Annotated in this window: 16 protein-coding genes; 2 read left to right on the forward strand and 14 right to left on the reverse strand. The window is 27.5% G+C overall.

Features of this window, described 5'->3' with window-relative positions; genetic code table 11:
* Positions 1-117: 117 nt before the first annotated feature.
* Positions 118-1,116 carry a DUF4003 domain-containing protein gene (locus KGF38_RS18395; protein ID WP_054270517.1) on the reverse strand — a complete coding sequence of 333 codons (999 nt, stop codon included), beginning with the start codon at positions 1,114-1,116 and terminating at the stop codon, positions 118-120.
* 97 nt (positions 1,117-1,213) lie between these two features.
* A complete protein-coding gene (locus tag KGF38_RS18400; protein WP_054270518.1) occupies positions 1,214-1,789 on the reverse strand; it encodes a hypothetical protein in 576 nt (191 codons plus the stop codon).
* A gap of 317 nt (positions 1,790-2,106) precedes the next feature.
* Here KGF38_RS18400 and KGF38_RS18405 point away from each other — a divergent pair, with 317 nt between their 5' ends.
* On the forward strand, positions 2,107-2,370 hold the full coding sequence (locus tag KGF38_RS18405) for a hypothetical protein (protein WP_054270519.1): 264 nt from the start codon (positions 2,107-2,109) through the stop codon (positions 2,368-2,370).
* 593 nt (positions 2,371-2,963) lie between these two features.
* On the opposite strand, the gene KGF38_RS18410 is transcribed toward KGF38_RS18405, so the two are convergent.
* Entirely contained in the window at positions 2,964-3,341 is a 378-nt protein-coding gene (locus tag KGF38_RS18410; RefSeq protein ID WP_054270520.1) for a BlaI/MecI/CopY family transcriptional regulator, read from the reverse strand.
* A gap of 343 nt (positions 3,342-3,684) precedes the next feature.
* On the opposite strand from KGF38_RS18410, the gene KGF38_RS18415 reads away from it, so the two are divergent.
* Complete coding sequence (locus tag KGF38_RS18415) at positions 3,685-4,797, forward strand: tyrosine-type recombinase/integrase (RefSeq protein ID WP_074178232.1); 1,113 nt, start codon at positions 3,685-3,687, stop codon at positions 4,795-4,797.
* A gap of 241 nt (positions 4,798-5,038) precedes the next feature.
* Here KGF38_RS18415 and KGF38_RS18420 read toward each other — a convergent pair whose 3' ends face one another.
* The 11 genes from KGF38_RS18420 to KGF38_RS18470 form a co-directional block, all read right to left on the reverse strand.
* On the reverse strand, positions 5,039-5,515 hold the full coding sequence (locus tag KGF38_RS18420) for a hypothetical protein (RefSeq protein WP_054270522.1): 477 nt from the start codon (positions 5,513-5,515) through the stop codon (positions 5,039-5,041).
* 311 nt (positions 5,516-5,826) lie between these two features.
* Positions 5,827-7,452 (reverse strand): ABC-F family ATP-binding cassette domain-containing protein, encoded by a 1,626-nt coding sequence (locus KGF38_RS18425; protein WP_074178233.1) that lies wholly within the window; start codon positions 7,450-7,452, stop codon positions 5,827-5,829.
* A gap of 336 nt (positions 7,453-7,788) precedes the next feature.
* Positions 7,789-8,808, reverse strand: coding sequence for a molybdopterin-binding protein (locus tag KGF38_RS18430; RefSeq protein WP_074178234.1), 1,020 nt, complete (start codon positions 8,806-8,808; stop codon positions 7,789-7,791).
* Entirely contained in the window at positions 8,805-9,374 is a 570-nt protein-coding gene (gene mocA, locus KGF38_RS18435) for a molybdenum cofactor cytidylyltransferase (protein ID WP_176702443.1), read from the reverse strand. Before mocA ends, KGF38_RS18430 begins: the two co-directional genes overlap by 4 nt.
* 105 nt (positions 9,375-9,479) lie before the next feature.
* A complete protein-coding gene (gene yqeC / locus KGF38_RS18440; protein ID WP_054270526.1) occupies positions 9,480-10,202 on the reverse strand; it encodes a selenium cofactor biosynthesis protein YqeC in 723 nt (240 codons plus the stop codon).
* A gap of 183 nt (positions 10,203-10,385) precedes the next feature.
* A complete protein-coding gene (locus KGF38_RS18445; protein ID WP_074178236.1) occupies positions 10,386-11,663 on the reverse strand; it encodes an RNA-guided endonuclease InsQ/TnpB family protein in 1,278 nt (425 codons plus the stop codon).
* Between the two features lie 138 nt (positions 11,664-11,801).
* A complete protein-coding gene (locus KGF38_RS18450) occupies positions 11,802-14,108 on the reverse strand; it encodes a xanthine dehydrogenase family protein molybdopterin-binding subunit (RefSeq protein WP_074178237.1) in 2,307 nt (768 codons plus the stop codon).
* A 2-nt stretch (positions 14,109-14,110) separates the two neighbouring features.
* Positions 14,111-14,896, reverse strand: coding sequence for an FAD binding domain-containing protein (locus tag KGF38_RS18455; protein ID WP_054270529.1), 786 nt, complete (start codon positions 14,894-14,896; stop codon positions 14,111-14,113).
* Between the two features lie 108 nt (positions 14,897-15,004).
* Positions 15,005-16,363 carry a uracil-xanthine permease family protein gene (locus KGF38_RS18460; protein WP_054270530.1) on the reverse strand — a complete coding sequence of 453 codons (1,359 nt, stop codon included), beginning with the start codon at positions 16,361-16,363 and terminating at the stop codon, positions 15,005-15,007.
* A 1,353-nt stretch (positions 16,364-17,716) separates the two neighbouring features.
* Positions 17,717-18,628, reverse strand: a complete 912-nt coding sequence (locus KGF38_RS18465; protein ID WP_054270531.1) for a hypothetical protein — start codon at positions 18,626-18,628, stop codon at positions 17,717-17,719.
* Positions 18,629-18,886: 258 nt separating this feature from the next.
* Positions 18,887-19,972: a dihydroorotate dehydrogenase gene (locus KGF38_RS18470; RefSeq protein WP_074178238.1), complete on the reverse strand. Its 1,086-nt coding sequence runs from the start codon at positions 19,970-19,972 to the stop codon at positions 18,887-18,889.
* Positions 19,973-20,000 lie beyond the last annotated feature (28 nt).

The raw sequence follows: 20,000 nt of genomic DNA on the forward strand, positions 1-20,000 counted from the left end.
AATTATATGTTTCATATCATCAAATATCACAATTAGTTTAAAAGTAATATTATATTCTTTTTTAAACATATAAATTGTATTATTAAATTTACAATCTTCAACTCCAATAATATTTTATTAATTTGATGAAGAAGATGCTATAGCTGCACTTGTTGCTGCCATTACACATGCAATTTGTATAGCAACAACAATATTTAAAAATATATTATTAGTTATAGAGTCTATGTTGTTCTCAGTTTGTATAGAATCTGCATAAATAGAAGCTACAATAGCAGAACTAATCATCACTCTATTACTTTTTCCTAAAGACCAATTTCCAAAACCTTTTTCTTCTTTAAGTTTATTTGATACATTTTTTATCTTTTCTATTATTTCATCTTCTCTATAATCTAATAATGAAATTGCTCCTATTATTGGATATCCATAATAATTCATTTTACAATCATTTTCTTTAAATGCTTTTTTAAGTTCAATAGTTTTTTTACATTTAACCATACTTCTATCATCACTAAATAAAAGAATTTGAGATAATGCTTGTAAATCATTTCCTTTATAAAAACCATTTTTATTTAGAAATTCGTAACATTGTTCTATATACTCTAAATCTTCTTCTAAATTTTTTGAATGAATTGCAATAAGTGCTATATTACAATAGTCATCACTAGACGTTAAAAATGGATGTTTTTTTCTCATATATTCATATATTGTTTTCATCTTTGATATACATGTAACATAATCCATTTTTTCTCTATTCTCGTAGACTATTGATGCTGTAAGTGGTAAATATGTATCGCCCCAAAACTTTTCATTTTTAAGTTCCTTATATATTTCCAAAATCATCTTAAAACTACTTTCTGGATTTGATTCAAACGAAAGTAGTGTTGCCATATAAAATATATTATATCCTCTAAAATTAGAGAATAATCCAGTATTCTTTTTAATAAGCTCTATTCTCTCTTCTACTAATCTAGGGCTTATTCTTTTATTCTTAAGGGTAAATGCAAGTGCACAACTATGTTGGATTAACCCCATTTGCCAAGAACCTTTAACCTCATTTAATGCCTTATAATTTTCTACTAATAAGTTTGCTTTTCCATTTATAAAAGATTCTTCCATATTGTCCTCCCAGTAATATATTTCATTGTATTAATAGTTTTATATTCATTATATATTTATTAAGCGATACAATCAACACATATTACTTTAAGAAGCATCATTCTTCAACAATAATGTAGCCTTTTTTGTAATGTCTTCCCATATTATTAACTCTATCATAGTACTCTGATTCACTTTCATTACTCCATTTGGGCACAAATACATCTATTGCATTAGAATTACTAAAATACTTACTAGACCCCCTATCCATAACAGTTTTTAATTTCCCATCTACAATAATCTTAGTTCCAAAACTCAAGTGATTATTTGCCACAAAACCATCTTCTAAATCATCTCCTGTAGCTGTTATAGCTCCATATCCATTTTCTTGGTTAAGACTTGTATAATAACTTACTTCAAAAGTTATGGGTACTAACTTTTTTATTTTAATTCCTAACTGATTCTGTAGCTTCTCTTTTTGTACTTTTAACTTATACTCATCACTATTTTTATAGTCTTTCATACCTTGATTATATTTGGAATTAAAGCTTTTACCAGACTTTACTATAGTATCAATATTTACTATAGATTCTTTACAATGATCTGCATCTATTTTCGTTTCTCCATTTACCAATAATGGACTTAAACATACACTACATACAACACATGTAATCAATGCTTCTTTAAGCTTCATAAATTCCCCCCTTATTATTTTGATATATTAGCATATTTAATATTATATGTCTACATTTAGATTTAAATACCACACCCATTTGCTTTAAGAAGTTGTCTTATATTTAATTCACCTTAACTCCTTATAAATCCTCCATCTTAGGTTTATATAGAATAGAGCTGTTATGCCTAAATATATTTTATTAATCTTTTAATACCTAAAATCAGTTTTATTTAATGATTCTATTTTTTAGAATTTAAGAATTAAAATTCTATAATTTTAAAACATATTGATTTTATTTTTTTGAGATGATATAATTTTTTTAAGAGGTGAATAATATGATAAAAAATACAAAACAAATTACAGTAGAAGTTAATGAAATTCTAGTACAAGAAATATCTAAGATAACTAATGATGAAAATAAGATTTTGACAGATTTGATAAATGAATCAATTGTAAACTATATTCTTGAAAATAAGAAAGATAACATTGAAAATAAAGATTTAGAAGAAGTGATTAACTTTTATAAAAAAGAAAATACTGAAAAACAAAAGAGTACAGCAAGAGCTATTGCTGAAGCAAAAACGCACACTTTATATTAAATAAATAAAAAAGTTCCTAAAACTAGGAACTTTTTATTTTAACAATTTCTAATATGTATCTAAATATTTATCTCAAATTTATAAATATAAATATATTTAATATAACCCAATATATACTTTAAGCTCTACAAGTAATTAAAATAAAAATAAAATTATACCTTTTATATATCTAAAACAATTAATTTACACAATTAATGAACAAAACTTCTGACTTATAAATTAATACTTAGTATCAAGTTATGCTAATATTAACTATAAGTCTAGTATAAAATTAAGTTCTAATAGGTTTGATTTCACACCAAACTTATCAAATTAACATTGTAATAACAAAATAAAAATACTTCTAAAAAATTATACTTTTCACATAACACTTTACATTATATTCATTTAACTGATTATTATAAAAACTATTTATTTTATGACAATTAAATTCATATCAAAAGCAGACAAAACATATAAATTCTGTCATGACATTATCAACCCATTTATTTTTATATATTCAAATATATAAAATATGTAATTTACTTAAAATTATGTAATCTTATTTTTAATAAAAATATATACCCAAAATTATTATAATTGACTACATTAAATTATTCATCTTTTTTAATATTTTTAACCCATTCTTCAACAGAATTTAATTCATCCTCATTTACCCCCTTTTTGAACAATGATTTCATAAAGCTCTCAATAGAACTACCATGCATATTATCTAGAAAAGTTTTTGTTTCAAAATGCAAATACTCTTCTTCACCAATAAGAACTGTATAGTGTGTATGTCTATCAATTTTTCTTGCACTTAAGAATTTCTTATTTACTAATCTTGATAAAAGTGTTAATGTTGTAGTTTGTTTCCAATCATATAGTTTTTCCATAGCTTCAATGACATCTTTTGATGTTACTGTAAAATCTGAACTCCAAATAAATTTCATGACTTTTAATTCTGCTGGTGGTATCTTAGTAATAGTCATATGATTTTACACTCCTCTCAAACTTATATATAATTAAATACTATATTAATAGACTTTTAGAGTCAAAGGTTTTATTTAAAATATTCAATCCAATTTTATTAATATAAAAAATTTATATTTTCAGTATAAATCAAACATATAATCTATTAATATAAAAATTAAATATCTTTTCTCTATAAGTATAACAGATTATTAAATTAAAATTCTAATATTTGACATAATATATACATTTTATAATAAATATACATGATATTTTATAATAAATGTAACTTTATTTCAGAAACTATTTTTGAGTATATATATGTTATAATAAATGTATAAAATTTTGATTGGTGGGTTATATATGAATGCATTTATTAGAAAAAGAAATAAGAACTATATTGTTTATCTTGAATTTGCAGATGAAGATACTGGCAAAAGGAAGCAAAAAAATATGGGTACCTTTGATAAAAAAAGAGAAGCAAGTAAAAGACTAAATGAGGTAAAGGAAAGCTTATATAAAGATGGTTTCTTAGTTCCAAATGAGATTACCGTTTCAGAATTTATGTTAGATTTTCTAAATAAATACAACGAAAATATTTCATTAGCTACATACAATAATTACGTTGGTATTTGTAAAAATTACATTAATCCATCTATTGGTAAATATAAAATACAAGACTTACATCCTATTCACATACAAAATTACATAGATAATCTATCTTATAAATTAAATCCTCAATCAATTAAGATTCATATAAATATATTGAAACTTGCAATAAGGAGAGCTTATAGACTCAAATTGATAAAAGAAAATATTATGGATAATATAGAGACTCCAAGATATAAAAAATTTAAAAGTGAAATTTATGATAGAGAGCAAATGATAAAATTATTAGATTTAGCAAAAGATACAGATATGGAGTTACCTATTAATTTGGCAATTGGATTGGGTCTGAGAATTTCAGAGGTTTTAGGTCTGACTTGGGACAATATTGATTTTGAAGAAAATACAATAACAGTAAACAAGATAACATCTCGAATTAATGGTTCTGTAATTCTTAAAGAACCAAAGACAGAAAACTCTGTTAGAAAAATATCAGCTCCAAAAGAATTAATATCTTTGTTAAGAGAGCATAAAATAAAGCAAAATAAAAATTTATTAAAATCTTCTACTAGAAATAATAGTAATTTGTTATTTTTTAATAAGAAGTGTGAACCTATTGCTGAAGATGTTATGAGTAAAAGATTTAAAAGATTTTTAGAAAAAAATGATTTACCTCATATTAGATTCCATGATTTAAGACATTCACATGTTACTTTACTTATAAATTCTAAGGTACCTATAAAAGTTATATCTGAAAGAGTTGGACATTCAAACATAAATACTACCTTAAGTGTTTATTCTCACGTCCTTAAAGAAATGGATAAAGAAGCTTCTGATAAAATTTCTGAAAGTTTATTTAATGCTAATTAAGATTAAATTAGCTTAGTCTATTGAGATAGATTCATTAAAATATCAATTGATGAACTAATACAAGTTTTATTGTCTTCATTTTTATAATATTAAATGTATCTATCTCTAATTGACAACATCTAAATAATTTTTTTGTTTCACTTTATTAAAATTATCAATAATACTTTTTCTATAAAAGTTTATATTTTTGTAACAAAAAATATACTTTCTTATAAAAGATGTCTTTTAAAATACTATTTTATTATATGCTAGTTAACATTGGAATATCTAGCATCTTCTTCATTACATCATCTACCTTTTTCGCTTTGTATTCATTATGTCCAGTTAAATATCCTTTTTCATAAGCATTTTTTAAAATCTCTTTTTCATATGTATTATCAGGTTTGAATCCTGTAAGACCTAAATTATAATTTCCCTTGCACCCATCTTTATAACCTTTATTATACCCTTTTTCTGCAACATAATTTTTATGATTTTTTCCATTATGTACTGAAGATGTTGTTGCTTCATAATTTCCTTCTATACTGGCATAAGGACATGCTCCATTATTATGTAGGTGTGCTGAATGTCCTCCGCAATAATAATGTCTTAATTCAGCTTTATTTTTGTTATGATGATTTCCTGATGAACTATGTCCTCCTGAGTGAGCATATGAAAAATTACCTACACTAATCATGGCTAAACTCATTACTATAGTTACTAATTTTTTCTTAAACATAATATATCCCCCCTAAAACATTTTTTATTTTTATTATAGCATCTACTATAGTATATTTAAACTCTTAAGATACAAAGAAATACATTATTCTAATAACAAACACAATTTATAATCCATTTAGATATATTTAATTGAGTTCATACTTCTCTTTCTGACATTATACTTTTATTGTTTCATATATTTTAATAACATAAAAAACCTCCTAATATTTGATTAAAAACTTACACACTTGTACATAGCATGTTCTCAAATATTAAAAGGTTTTATACTAACAATTAAATTTGTAAAATGATAATATTTACATTAATAATTTATTTACTTTTTCCATACATTTTAGCTAATTGTTCTTGTATTTCTTTACTTTCTAAATACTCATCAAAGTCCATCTTTCTATCCATTATTCCGTTTGGAGTTATCTCTATAATTCTATTTGCTATAGTAGATATAAACTCATGGTCATGAGAAGTAAATAAAAGCACTCCAGGGAACTTCTCAAGTCCTTTGTTAACAGAAGTTATACTTTCTAGGTCTAAGTGGTTAGTAGGGTCATCTAGAACAAGTACGTTTGCATTTGAAAGCATTAGCTTACTAAGCATACATCTAACTTTTTCTCCTCCAGATATAACTTGAGCTTCTTTTAAAGCTTCTTCTCCAGAGAATAACATTCTACCTAAAAATCCTCTTATAAAGCTCTCACTTTTTTCTTCAGAGAATTGTCTAAGCCAGTCAACTAAAGAATATTCTACTCCATCAAAAAACTTATTATGATTCTTTGGAAGATAATCTTGAGAAGTAGTTACTCCCCACTTATACTCTCCACTATCTGGTTCAAGTTCTCCCATAACTATATTTAAAAGAGCAGTAGTAGCTATTTCATCACCCATAAATACTACTTTGTCATCTCTATCCAATCTAAATGATACATCATCAAGAACTTTTACTCCATCTATAGTTTTAGTCAAATTGTGTACTTCTAAAACTTCATTACCAATTTCTCTAGCAGGTGTAAACCCTACATATGGATATCTTCTTCTTGATGGTTGTATATCTTCAACTTCTAATTTATCCAATTGTTTCTTTCTTGATGTAGCTTGCTTAGCCTTTGAAGCATTAGAGCTAAATCTAGCTATGAATTCCTTTAATTGAGCTATCTTTTCTTCAGTCTTTTTATTTTGGTCCTTAGCAAGTTGTAAAGCTAATTGACTTGATTCATACCAGAAGTCATAGTTTCCAACATACATTTGTATTTTACCAAAATCTACATCAACTATATTAGTACATATTTGATTTAAGAAATGTCTATCATGCGATACTATTATAACTATAGACTCTTCTAAATCCATAATAAAATTATTTAACCAGTTTATTGATTTAAAATCTAAGTGGTTAGTAGGCTCGTCCATTAATAGTATTTCAGGCTTACCAAAAAGTGATTGTGCTAACAATACCTTAACCTTTTCCCCACCAACTAATTCTTTCATTTGCTTGTAATGCATATCTTTAGTTATACCAAGACCCATAAGTATTTTCTCAGCATTAGTTTCTGCATCCCATCCATCAAGTTCCGCAAACTCTCCCTCAAGTTCAGCAGCTTTGATTCCATCTTCTTCATTGAAATCTTCCTTCATATATAAGGCATCTTTTTCTTTCATTATGTTCCAAAGTCTCTCATGCCCTCTTATGACAACATTTAACACAGTTTCTTCTTCATATTCGAAGTGGTCCTGTTTTAAAACTGACATTCTTTCTTTATCAGTTATAGATATACTACCTGTATTTGGCTCTATCTCTCCTGATAATATTTTTAAAAAAGTAGATTTTCCCGCACCATTGGCTCCTATTATTCCGTAACAATTCCCTTTAGTGAATTTTAAGTTAACATCTTTAAATAATTCCTTATCACCAAATCTAAGTCCAACACCTGTAACTTGTAACATTAATATATTTTCCTTTCTTTTTGCTCATAATTTATTTTATCATAAAATTTTGATAACACTTTTATTATCTATTATCACTTAAACAGTATATTTTTTATACTAAGTTAGTGAAATATTTATTTAAGGTATACTACAAGTTGTAAATTTATAAAAATTAACAATCTATTATATTATACTTATAAAGAAATTAAATTGCAACTTTATTCATTCTTTTACATACTGTAATTACTTTATTATAGCTTATAAACCAATTATAGTTTTTATAAAGTATTTTAGTTTGTTTTGTTTCATATTTAAAAAGAGTACTTAATTTGTAAATACTCTTTTCTAATATCTTTATATTTTAGCAAAATTACATGCAGGGTAAGTACATACATCACAGTTCATACAAAGTCCTCCATGACCATATCTAGCTATATCATACTTATCAAGTTTTTCATCAATCAAGACTCTAGATAGAACTATGTCAAATACTGTAGTTTTATGATACATTGCGCACCCTGGTATACCCATAATTGGAACTTCTCCATAGTAAGCAAGTAAAAACATTGCTCCTGGCAATATTGGTGACCCATATGTTACCAAATCAGCTCCAGTTTCTTTTATTGCTGTTGGTGTGACATCATCTGGGTCTACACTCATACCACCAGTACAGCAGATAAGTTCTGCCCCCTGACTTATAAATTCTTTTATTGCATTTTTTATAATTTCTTTATCATCTGGACATATAGTTTGTCCTATAACCTCACATCCAAAGCCCTTTACTTTTTCTTCTATCACTGGTCCAAATTTGTCAACAATTCGGCTATAGAATACTTCATTTCCAGTAGTAATAATCCCTACTTTCTTAGGTTTAAAGGGCACTACATTTACTATTTTTCTATTTCCAACTACTTTTCTTGCCTCTTCTAATTTTTTCTCATCTATGACTAGAGGTATAACTCTTGTTCCAGCTACTTTCAGACCTTTATTTACTATAAAATTATTATGAAGAGTAGCCATCATTATTTCACCGACACAATTCAAATCAAAAAGTGCATCAACATCTATCTTTAAAAGCCCATCACAGGCAGCTATAAAATCTATCTTTCCTTCTTTTATTTCACTAAAATTTAAATTTTCTCCAGCAGTTAATTCTTTTAAAAATAGTGCACCTTCATTTTCATGAATCATGCCTTCTGATTTTTCCCATACATACAAATTATCTTTACCAAGAGATAATAAAACTGGAATGTCTTCTTCTTTTACTACATGACCTTTTTTAAACTTTCTTCCTTTAAATTCTCCAGGTATTATTTGAGTTATGTCATGACATAAAACTTGTCCAATAGCATCTATAGTTTTTATTAACTTCATAATTTACCCCCAATTCTTTCATAGTCCGTTTTTGTATCAATATCTAATAATATTTCTCTAGGAACTTCTACATACTTTATTTTTGATGCATTTTTTAAAACGGTTTTACCTTTTTCATCTTCTTTAAGTGCCAATAATTCTTCTTTTTTGCTGTATGGGAATATAACTGGATTTCCACATACATCTTTACATCGTGGAATTACTACAAAATCTCTATCTAATTTAAAAGTATTTATAATTTTATCTATATATAAACTATCAATAAATGGCTGGTCTCCTACAAAAAACATGTAGCCATCACATTTTGAACTGTTTAAAATACCTAATTTTATGGATTCGCTCTGACCTATATTTGCATTTTTATTATCCACATATTTAAAACCATATTTATTACACAACAATGAAACTTCTTTGTATTGACTTACAACTACAACTTGATGAAAATTAATTTTACTAACTGCTTTTAATACATGTTCTATTATAGAACATCCTTTATAATCTAATAAAAGTTTATTCGTTCCCATTCTTCTGGCAAAGCCCGATGCCATTATTACTGCATTTATCATATATATCATCCTTGGCATTTATAATGTATTGATAGTTCTATGATTTTATAATATCACTATTGATATTATCTATATATATAATATCATATAAACTATTTTAATACTTCAATATCTTGTACAAAACTTTTGTTTTATACTTCCATAAAATATCTCCATTTTACTTTCATCTTCTTTAATACTTTTTATTAATTCTATAGCTAATTTTTTATATTTTTCATCTTCAACTTTATTGATGAATAATATTTTTTCTCCACAATAGTTTTTAAATAAACCATTTGGATTTAATACTATATTTTTTAAATTTTCGAGATTTACTGTAGAATCATTGTTAGTATTATATGTATCTAAATTTACTATTTTTTTAAATAGGTCTAATCTGTGTATGTTTTCTTCATTAATATTCATTCCAAATGAGGTTATATCTAATATTCCTACAGTTTTTGTAGTTTTGTGATATACTACTGGTTCATTATCATTCCAACCTTTAAGTCTTTTTTTCTTTGAACCATCTCCCTCTATTAAGACTATATCAAATTTATCTACAATTTCATCCAAAATAGATGAATCAATACCTACTATTTTATTTTCATTATTTATATAGCTTCCACATACTGTTACTCCATGACAAATAGATGGAATAACAGTTCCATCTATTGTCATAATTATATTTTCATAATTATCTGGTACATATATTTTAGTTGTTGTTGTAAGAAGAACTCTTAATTTACATCTATAAAAATCTGCAAAATAGTTTATAAATGAAGTTTTACCTCCTGCTCCAACTACAGTTATTATTTCGTTCTTTCCTATTATATTTGATAATTCCACACTTTCACCTCTTGTAACTAATTTTTTAATCTCTTAATTTTTTACAATTAAACTTTTTTAGTAAAAGTGATTTTTGAAATTCCATAAACTCGAAAGTAAATAGATTCTGTTGTAAACAACAAGGCGGATCCAATTCGCCGCTAAGCTGTAAGCCTACGCTATCAGTTTATCTTTTAAATATAATTAAGATATTCTTATTCTTTGTGGTTGTTTTAATATTTGAGGATTATCCTTCAACTTGGATAAGTCAACTATTTGTGATTTTTTTAATATATTAAGACTAGCATTTACATCTGCATTTATAATCATACCAACACTGGATTTATATTGACCTCGAGTTATTCTTTCTCCCTTAAAATCATATTTTTGTGCATTATCCAAATTGATATCAGGCAGAAAATCATCAGCAAAAAAGTCAGATTTACTAGTATAACTTTCTTCTTGTCTAATAAAATTAATATTTTTTATTTTGCATAGATATTCTAACTTTCCTTTTATCTCTCCAAAAGGAATTCTTATAAAATTTCTATATATTTTCCTCTCCACATTATCACTTTTCTCTAACTTAGCATTATATCCTACTATTAAGTTTCCAATATTATTTTTTATACAGTAATCAATTATGTAAAAACAAGTTTTATTTACATAATCTTTAACTTGATTATTCCTTTTATTCCAGACTTTAAATTGCTTTCTTGTAATTGCTGTTACATTCTTTTTTAATTTTAAAACTTCTATTTTATCATTCTGTTTATTTGCCCATTGATTCACAGATTTAAGCCTTTTTCCATCTATGATAAAACTATCACCTAAATTTGTAACACATGTACATAAGTTTTCTAAACCTAAATCTATAGCTAGTGCATTTTTTTGATTTGAAACTTCCTCTGATTTTGGTATCTCATAACAATACTGAATTTCAAAGAACCTAGCCTTATGTTTAGGTATTATTCTTATTTCCTTAATCTTTTTTTCTAATATATTTTGAGGAACTTTTATACTTACTTTCCCATATAATTTTTTAAATGCTGGAGACATGGGTATATTTAGAATGCCATCTTCTTTAATTCTTATTTGACCTATTATTATACTAAAGAATCCTTCCTTATCAAGGTATTTAGGTGATTTTATTCCTCTAAAATCATACTTACCTTCTTTAGCTAATTTAATTAATCCAAAAAAAGACCTAAACGAACTATCAACTTCTTTTAATATCTGTTGAGCTATATTACTATTGAGAAGCTTATAATTTTCATTTTCTTTACATACATGATAGTTGGCTTCATAGTTAAGATGTTCTCCTTGATTAAAATAGTGTTGTCTAACATTGTATGTCCCAACATTATATAAGTTTTTTGCTAAGAAGCACATCTCTCGTAGAGCTTGATATTCTTTTTTAGTTAAGTTTTTTAATTGTTGTCTTTGAGTTCCATAGTGTATATTTTTTATTCTACTTGGCATAAACTCACCTCCTTTAGAATATACTCTACTAGACATTATATATGGTATTTTTACAAAACGCCATATATAATGTCTATTTAGTTACTTTATTTTACAAAATAATTTAAATTTACATATTTTTATATATTATATTACATATTATAATGGTTTGTTATTGTTTTTCATTCCCATATAAACTTTTTCAAATGTCATAGGAAGCTCTCTCATACGAACTCCAGTAGCATTGAATATTGCATTTGCTATTGCAGGAGCTGGTGTATGTATTACTATCTCTCCTAATGATTTAGCACCATAAGGGCCTCCTGGGTCGAAATTGTCAGCAAAATCTACCAATATATTTCCTACTTCTTTTTTTGTAGGAACTTTGTATTGTAAAAAACTATCTGTTAATAATCTTCCATCTTTATCAAATCTAGGGTCTTCATACATTGCAAACCCTATACCCATCATTACTCCACCTTCTACTTGTATTCTAGCTAAAGTTGGATTTATAACAGTTCCACAATCAGGTACACATGCAAAATTTATTACCTTATATTCACCTGTATTTTTATCTAATTCTATCTCTGCAAATCCTGCTATAAATGGTTTTATTCTTTTTAACATACCAAAAGACTCTGTCGCTTCCAAGACTACTGGCACATCATCACTAGCAAAGCCTATGCCTCCTACTGATTCCCTACCTAATTCTTCCAATAACACAAATTTACTATTATCATTTTTAACAAAAACTCTATCTTTTCCCAACTCTAAATCTTCTTTTTTAAATCCTAGCTTTAATTCTGCCACTGAAAGTAATATTTCTTTTAATTTATTTGCTGTCTTTATAGTTGCATTTCCTGTAACTGTTGTGGTACAAGAAGCAAATGCTCCTGTATCATATGGACATAAATCTGAGTCCCCCGTATAAACAGATATTCTATCTACAGTAGTATTCAAAGTTTCAGCAGCAATTTGTGCTTGAATTGTATCAGCTCCTTGACCTAAATCAGCAAGACCAGATAACAACTTGTATGTTCCATCTTCATCCATGCGTATAGTCACTGTTGCCATATCTACACGTGGTATACCAGAACCATGATTTGCAACTGCCATACCTACTGCTCTTACCTTGTTATTTCCTATATCTTTACATGGATACTTAGCATCCCAATTTATTAATTTTTTACCTTTTTCTATACATTGTTTTAACTCACAACTTAATATTTCTTCTTCAGCTGCTTTTCCAGTAGTGTATCTATCTATTATATTTTTAACTCTAAATTCAAGCGGGTCCATTCCAATCTTATTGGCTAATTCATCAATAGCACTATCTATTGCAAATATTCCTTGTGTAGCACCATATCCTCTAAGAGCTCCTGCTGGTAACCTATTAGTATAAACTGTTCTAGCATCAAATCTAACAGCATCAATATCATTGTATATTGGTAATGTATTATGTCCAGATTCGGAAGAAACAGAAACACCATTACCACCATAAGCACCCGTATTATTTAATGATTTTAATTCTATTGCCTTTAAATTTCCTTCTTTATCTGCACCCACTCTAACGTCAAAAAACATTTCATGTCTACTATTAGACCCTACAAAAGTTTCACCTCTTGTAAAAACGAATTTTGCCGGTCTACCAGTTTTCATAGTAACGAATGCAGTGAATATATCTGTAGCCGCTATATTCTTTCCTCCAAAGCCGCCACCTATTCTAGGCTTTATCACCCTTATTTTTGAAGATGGTATGCCAAGTACTTTTCTAAGTATTCTCTTTACATTATGTGGTGATTGTAATGATGAAACTACAACAATCCTATCATTTATATCCTTGTATGAATAAGACCTATGAGTTTCCATCATACAATGCGATTGACTTTGAGTTTTATATGAAGCTTCAACCACAAAGTCACTTTCTTCAAGTTTTGCTTCAACATCTCCAAATTCAAAAAACTCTTTAGATACTATATTATTTTTTGCATCCAATCCAAAAGGGTATGGCTCTACTATATCGTCTTCTGGATGTATAACAACCTCATTTCCTTCTGCTTCCTTTGCATTAAACACAGGTTTTAAAATTTCATAATCTACCTTTATCATCTTCAACGCTTTAAGTGCTGTTTTTTCATCTTCTGCTGCAATTAATGCCACTTCATCACCAACAAATCTAACTGTATCTTCAAGCAAAACTCTATCATAAGGAGATGCTTCTGGCTCTGTTTGACCTGGAACACAATATCTAACTTGTGGTACATCTTTATAAGTATAAATGCCCACAACACCTGGAATTTTTTCAGCGTTTGATGTATCTATATTCTTTATTTTTGCATGTGCATGTGGACTTCTAAGTAATTTTAATGTCAAAACATCTTTATGCATGATGAGGTCTTCAGTATATAGAGGTTTCCCTGTAACAATGGCTGTACTATCTATCTTTCTTATCCCCTTAGTAATCATTATTAGTTTCCTCCCTCAATAACATTATACATCCTTTTAACTAGTGCACTTGCCATGTCTATTCTATAATCTTTACTAGCTCTCATATTACTTCCATAAGTTAATTCCTCACTTGCAATAATAGATGCCTTATCTATATCTTTTTCTTCACTTAATATAGTACTTGCTCCAAGAGCTATTTTTGCCCTTTGAGGTCTCGCTCCAATTGCTATTTTGTAAGTATTATTTTCTTTCAACATGGCTGAGTTTAATATAGGAAAATCTCCTGTACATTTTCTTATTGAATCAAAAACAGCTATTGCATCTCTTTTTGGAAGTATTACCTCAACTAATATGTCTTTACTTAACTTATTATCTAAAAACTCATTTAATTCTAAGACTCCTTCTTTGTATAATCTTACCTTTGCTCCAACAACTAAAAGTGCTGGTATTAAATCAGAAAAACCGTACTTTGAAAATACACTAGCACCAATTCTAACACCTTGTCTAAATTGAACTCCTACTATATTAGAAACAGCACTTGAAACTATTCCACTACAGTAATTTTTAATAGTTTTATCAATTTCTAAACTTCTAAGAGATGTATCTGCACCTATAAGAATATTTTTCTCATCTTCCCTTATATAATTTAGATTTATCGCCTTTAAATCTATGGCTGTTCCTATATTCTTATTACTTAATTTTATAAATCCGCACCCACCTAGAATAACATTATTCTTTTTAGAAGTTAAAATTTTATATGCTTCTTCTAAGCTTTCTGGAACTGTATATTCTTTTATAGTAACCATCTTATCCCCCTGTCATCATACTTATTAAAAATTGAAACTTTTAAATCTATCTTTTAATTTATATCAATAAATGTGATATGTCTGATTCACATTTATTAACTCTTTACATTATAAATTTTCCTTTTTATCTTCAACTTTGTTATTCCTACTTTTAGGAAATTTTACCATATACAAAGCTTGAACTATTATGGCTACCATTGCTCCTGAAACTACACTTGAATCTGCAAATAAGGTTTCTATAAACTTTGGAAACTTTTCAAGAACTTGAGGAGCCACCATAAATCCTATGCCAGAAGCCATAGAAAGACCTAATATCATGCTATTTTCTTGATTGAACCCATCCATACTAACAAGTCTTAAACCAGATGTTGTAAGGGTTGAAAATATAACAAGTGTTGCTCCCCCAACCACACAAGGAGGAATGGTTCTTATCAAATTAGCTAGCAAAGGTGATATTCCTGCCAAAAATAGCCCAATTCCCCCAATAGCCAATACAAATTTACTTACAATTTTCGTATTGGAAACGATTGCAGAATTTTGACCAAACATCCCCATTGGAGTTGCAGAAAATAATGCACCTATCGTAGATAGTACTCCATTTCCTAAAACAGCAGAAGAAAGTTCTTCATCTGTTACTTGTCTATTGAGTCCCCCTACTGCAGAAAGCGTACATGCACCCATAATATCTGCTATTTCAACCAAATATATTATTGAAAACATCACTACAACTTCGATTCTTATATCTAGACCAAAAATAAGTGGTTTTGGAAGCGCTACCAAAGTAAACTCTTGAATTGAAGAAAAATTTACAATACCCAAAATTAGTGATAAAATGTATCCAAAAATTATACTAACTAATATTGATGCATCTTTAAACAATCCTCTTCCATACTTGTTTAATCCTAATATCATAAGAGATACAGAGATTCCAACTATAAAATTAATTGGCTGTCCAAAAGTTTCATTTCCCATACCTCCAGCTAAGTTTTTTATAGCTATTGGAAAAAGTCCAAGACCCATACATGCGACTATTGTTCCAGATACAACTGGAGTAAATATAAATCGTATTTTTTTAAGACCAAAACCAATTATAATTATTACTATTCCAGCTATTATTTGAGAACCAAATAAGACTGGCAACCCATACTTTCCTGCAACAGAGACTCCAGCTCCTATAAACATAGCTGTAGCTCCCATTATAACTGGTATCCCTCCCCCTAATTTAAATCCTTTAAATAGAGGTATTGGATATAATTGTAATAAAGTTGATATTCCTGCAAAAACTAGTGCTGCTTGAATCAAGAGTGTTGACATTTTATGATCAAGCCCAGCTGCATTTGCAACCAATATAGCTGGTAAACAACTTCCTATTACCATCGCCATTAAGTGTTGTAACCCTAAAGGTACGGCTTCCTTTAGTGGTGGTATTCCGTCTAATTCAAATTTTGATGTACTTTTTGCTTTCATAATAAAAACTCCCGTTACATAAAACTTATTGAATTATATAAATACTTAAAAATCTAATATATTAAATTAAATGACGTTTATAAATTTTGATTACACTTACTTATACATTTAAGTCTCTACTCTTAAAGAATACGTACAATAAATTTAATTATTAACAAATAAACTTATTCTATCATTTTGTATATGTTATTATACAGTAGCTTACAAACATAAGAATATTATAGCTATGAATTTTTAATTTTTTACAATAAATTTAATCCAAGTTAAATCTTTCAATCTTAATAATTATAAGTTATAAGTTTTCATAAGTATTTATATTTTGTAAGTTTTAAACATTTACCTATAAACGCTACTTTATAGATGCCACTTTAAACCCAGTGACCTCATACTTTCATATGAGCGTAGACTATTTCTTCATCTTCAGCATTACCTGTTAAGAGCAACCCGTTTCCACTATCAATAGCTTATAGTGTACTCTCTCTCGAGATAGTCGTTTGACCTTCCTATTTCTAGGCTTGGCGACCAAATGTCCATTATTAAGTACTTAGGCTCTCACCATATACCATCCTTACTATTGTTTCTGGTTTTCACCACATTCATAAAAGTTTCTTTCTATCTTTTATTGTAGTTGCAAGGCTTTAGGATTTACTGGTTTTAAAGTTGTGTCCTACATAGATTTCTCCATGTACGGGGCCAAAAGTACAACTCATTTAATATACTTTGCTTTACCCCCTGTAAATAATATTATTTACTCTTTCACTGTTTTTGTTATTAAATTAATTAAATGATAATTAATCTAAGCATAAAATAATTTTTTAATTTAAACTCAAAATATTTATGAATATTTTATAATATAATTCTCATAAGACAGAAAAACTTAATAAGCTATGTATCTCAGTTGTATCAATGTACTCTCCTTTACTATATTTGTACCTGCAACATAAAACATACAAGTTTCTATCTATTTTATAGATATATATTAATATCTATAATTAAAATAGTAATATTGTTTGTGTAATAAGAGCTTTATTTACATTACTATTTATAGTTTTTATAGAGCAATTTTAATGCCAATATTTACGTATATTTATTTGTTATAAAATTTTTGTAATTTTATTGATAAAATTTTACTTATTTCAACCGTTCTATCAAATTTTCGCATTTAAATTTTAAGTTTTATTTTTATAATTTCATTATATCTACATAAAAAAAGACCTTAAAATAAAATTTTAACGGTCTTTTCTCAAATTTTTATTTTCATTTCTAAAATTTATAATAAATAACAGTAACATTATAAGCCTTTTTTATATAATATTTTTTATTTTGTGGATGATAAATTAGTGAATTAAGATATTATCTGACTGATTTTAGTTTAACAATATCACTCCAATTTTTACTAGTAGCTAACTCTACTAAATTTAAATCTCTTCTTATTTCAGAAACATCTTCTTTTATAGCATTTGTATCACCTTTTATATATGCTATATTATGCTCCATACTATCATGAGTAGCTTTATTTATTTCAGAATTATGTAATAAGCTTCCTAAAATATTGCTCTGCTCTTCCTGTATCTCTTTCATTGATTTCTCTTCACGTTCTAGAACATCAATCTTTACTTCAATTCCATATAATTTCTCATTTGCTGTAGATATTTCGTCCTTAATTCCACTCATATCTTCACTAATATTATTTATTTTGCTTTGCATAGAGTTCATCTCTGATTTAACTCCAGATATATCTTCTTTCATCACAATCATATCTTGTTTTACATCAGACATATCTTCTTTTACCACACTTATCTCCTGTTTTAATCCAGTTATTTCTTTTTTCATTAAATTTACTTCTTGCTTTACTTCAGATATATCTTCTTTTAACATATTCATCTCTTGTTTTACTTCGGACATGCCTTCTTTTAATACAATTATTTCTTGCTTTACTTTGGACATATCTTCTTTTAGAACAGTTATCTCTTGCTTCACTTCAGACATATCTTCTTTTAGAACAGTTATCTCTTGTTTTACTTCAGACATATCGCTCTTTAATACAGTTATCTCTTGTTTCATTTCAGACATGTCGTCCTTTAACATTGTTATCTCTTGTTTCATTTCAGACATATCTTCTTTTACCACAGTTATTTCTTGTTTTACTTCAGACATATCGCTCTTTAATGCAGTTATTTCTTGTTTTACTTCAGACATATCTTCTTTTATACTAACTACATCTTTATTTATAATATGTAATAATTCTAAAATCTTATCTTGCACTTACATCACCATCCCTATTAATTATTATAACATTTTATACAAATGCTATACAATGTTAACATATCTATAAAACAGTTATTAATAATTAATCAAAATATAAAATAATTTCAAATAAACCTATTTTTCATTGTTGAAATGATGAAAATATACTTAATTTCATACAAAAAGGGTGCCTCATGAACTAAAAAGTTCATCTTGAGACACACCCTTTTATTTCTATATAAAGTTTTATTTTTTAATTATTCTTTACAAAATAACCTATGCATTCAATTCTGAACATGAAATTTTTCTTCCAAGTGCTTTTGGTTTACAAACTGATATGCAAAGACCACAGTATCTACACTCTTCTTCATTTAACTCCATCTTATCATTTAATTTTCTTGCTTGATAGGCACATACTCTCTCACACATCTTACATTTAGTACATTTTTCTTCATCATAAGTAAATTCAAAGCTAAGTCTTTCATTTACGTCGCCCATATGCTTATGTACTATACCACAAGCATTTTCTATAGTATTATACCCTAGTCTATTAAGATTAGATTTTAAGTCATCATGTATTTTAGATATTACTTGTGCACCTTTTAAAATTACCACTGAACATATACCAACAAAGTCAGCACCTGCCATAATCATTTCTAATGCATCATCTCCACTAACACATCCACCTAAACCAATTATTGGTATATTGACTTCTTTTTTTATTTCATAGATTCTTTGTAAAGTTATTGGCTTAATAGTTTCTCCACTTAGATATCCTATTCCGTTTCCACCTAATAAAGGTTGACCAGTTTCTATGTCTATTCTAAATGCTGGTCCTACAGAATCACAAGCAGTTATTGCATCTGCTCCTGCTTCTTCTAATTTTTTAGCAAAAGCTCCTATTTCATCTATCATAGGAGGAAGTTTAACTATTACTGGTATATTTACTCTTTCTTTAGCATCTTTAAGCATTGGTATCAAATCTCTATAGTCATAAGATACTAATTCAATAAAGTCAGCTCCTGCATTTGCAACTTTCTCTACTAATTCACTGCTTTCTTCGATTGTATGACCTATTGAAGCTATACAGACAGTCCCATCTTTTTTCATTTGTGGTATTTCAAAATCTATCCATTGTTCTGGTTCAAAATCTGTCCATTTTTCATTATTTAAAAGAGCATTAGTTGTATTTCTAACCATATGTGGTGCTGGATTTATAGCTCTTTCTTTTCTTATAGTCTTAGTAACAACTGCCCCTGCTCCTGCATCACTTAATATTTTACATCCAGCTGCACTATATGTTAATGGTCCTGAACCTATTATAAGTGGTGATTTTAATTCTTTACCTAAAAAATTGTACATTATCTGCTTCCCCTTTTCATTTATATTT

The sequence above is a fragment of the Clostridioides sp. ZZV14-6387 genome (assembly GCF_020657835.1).
GTDB classification, from domain to species: domain Bacteria; phylum Bacillota; class Clostridia; order Peptostreptococcales; family Peptostreptococcaceae; genus Clostridioides; species Clostridioides difficile_A.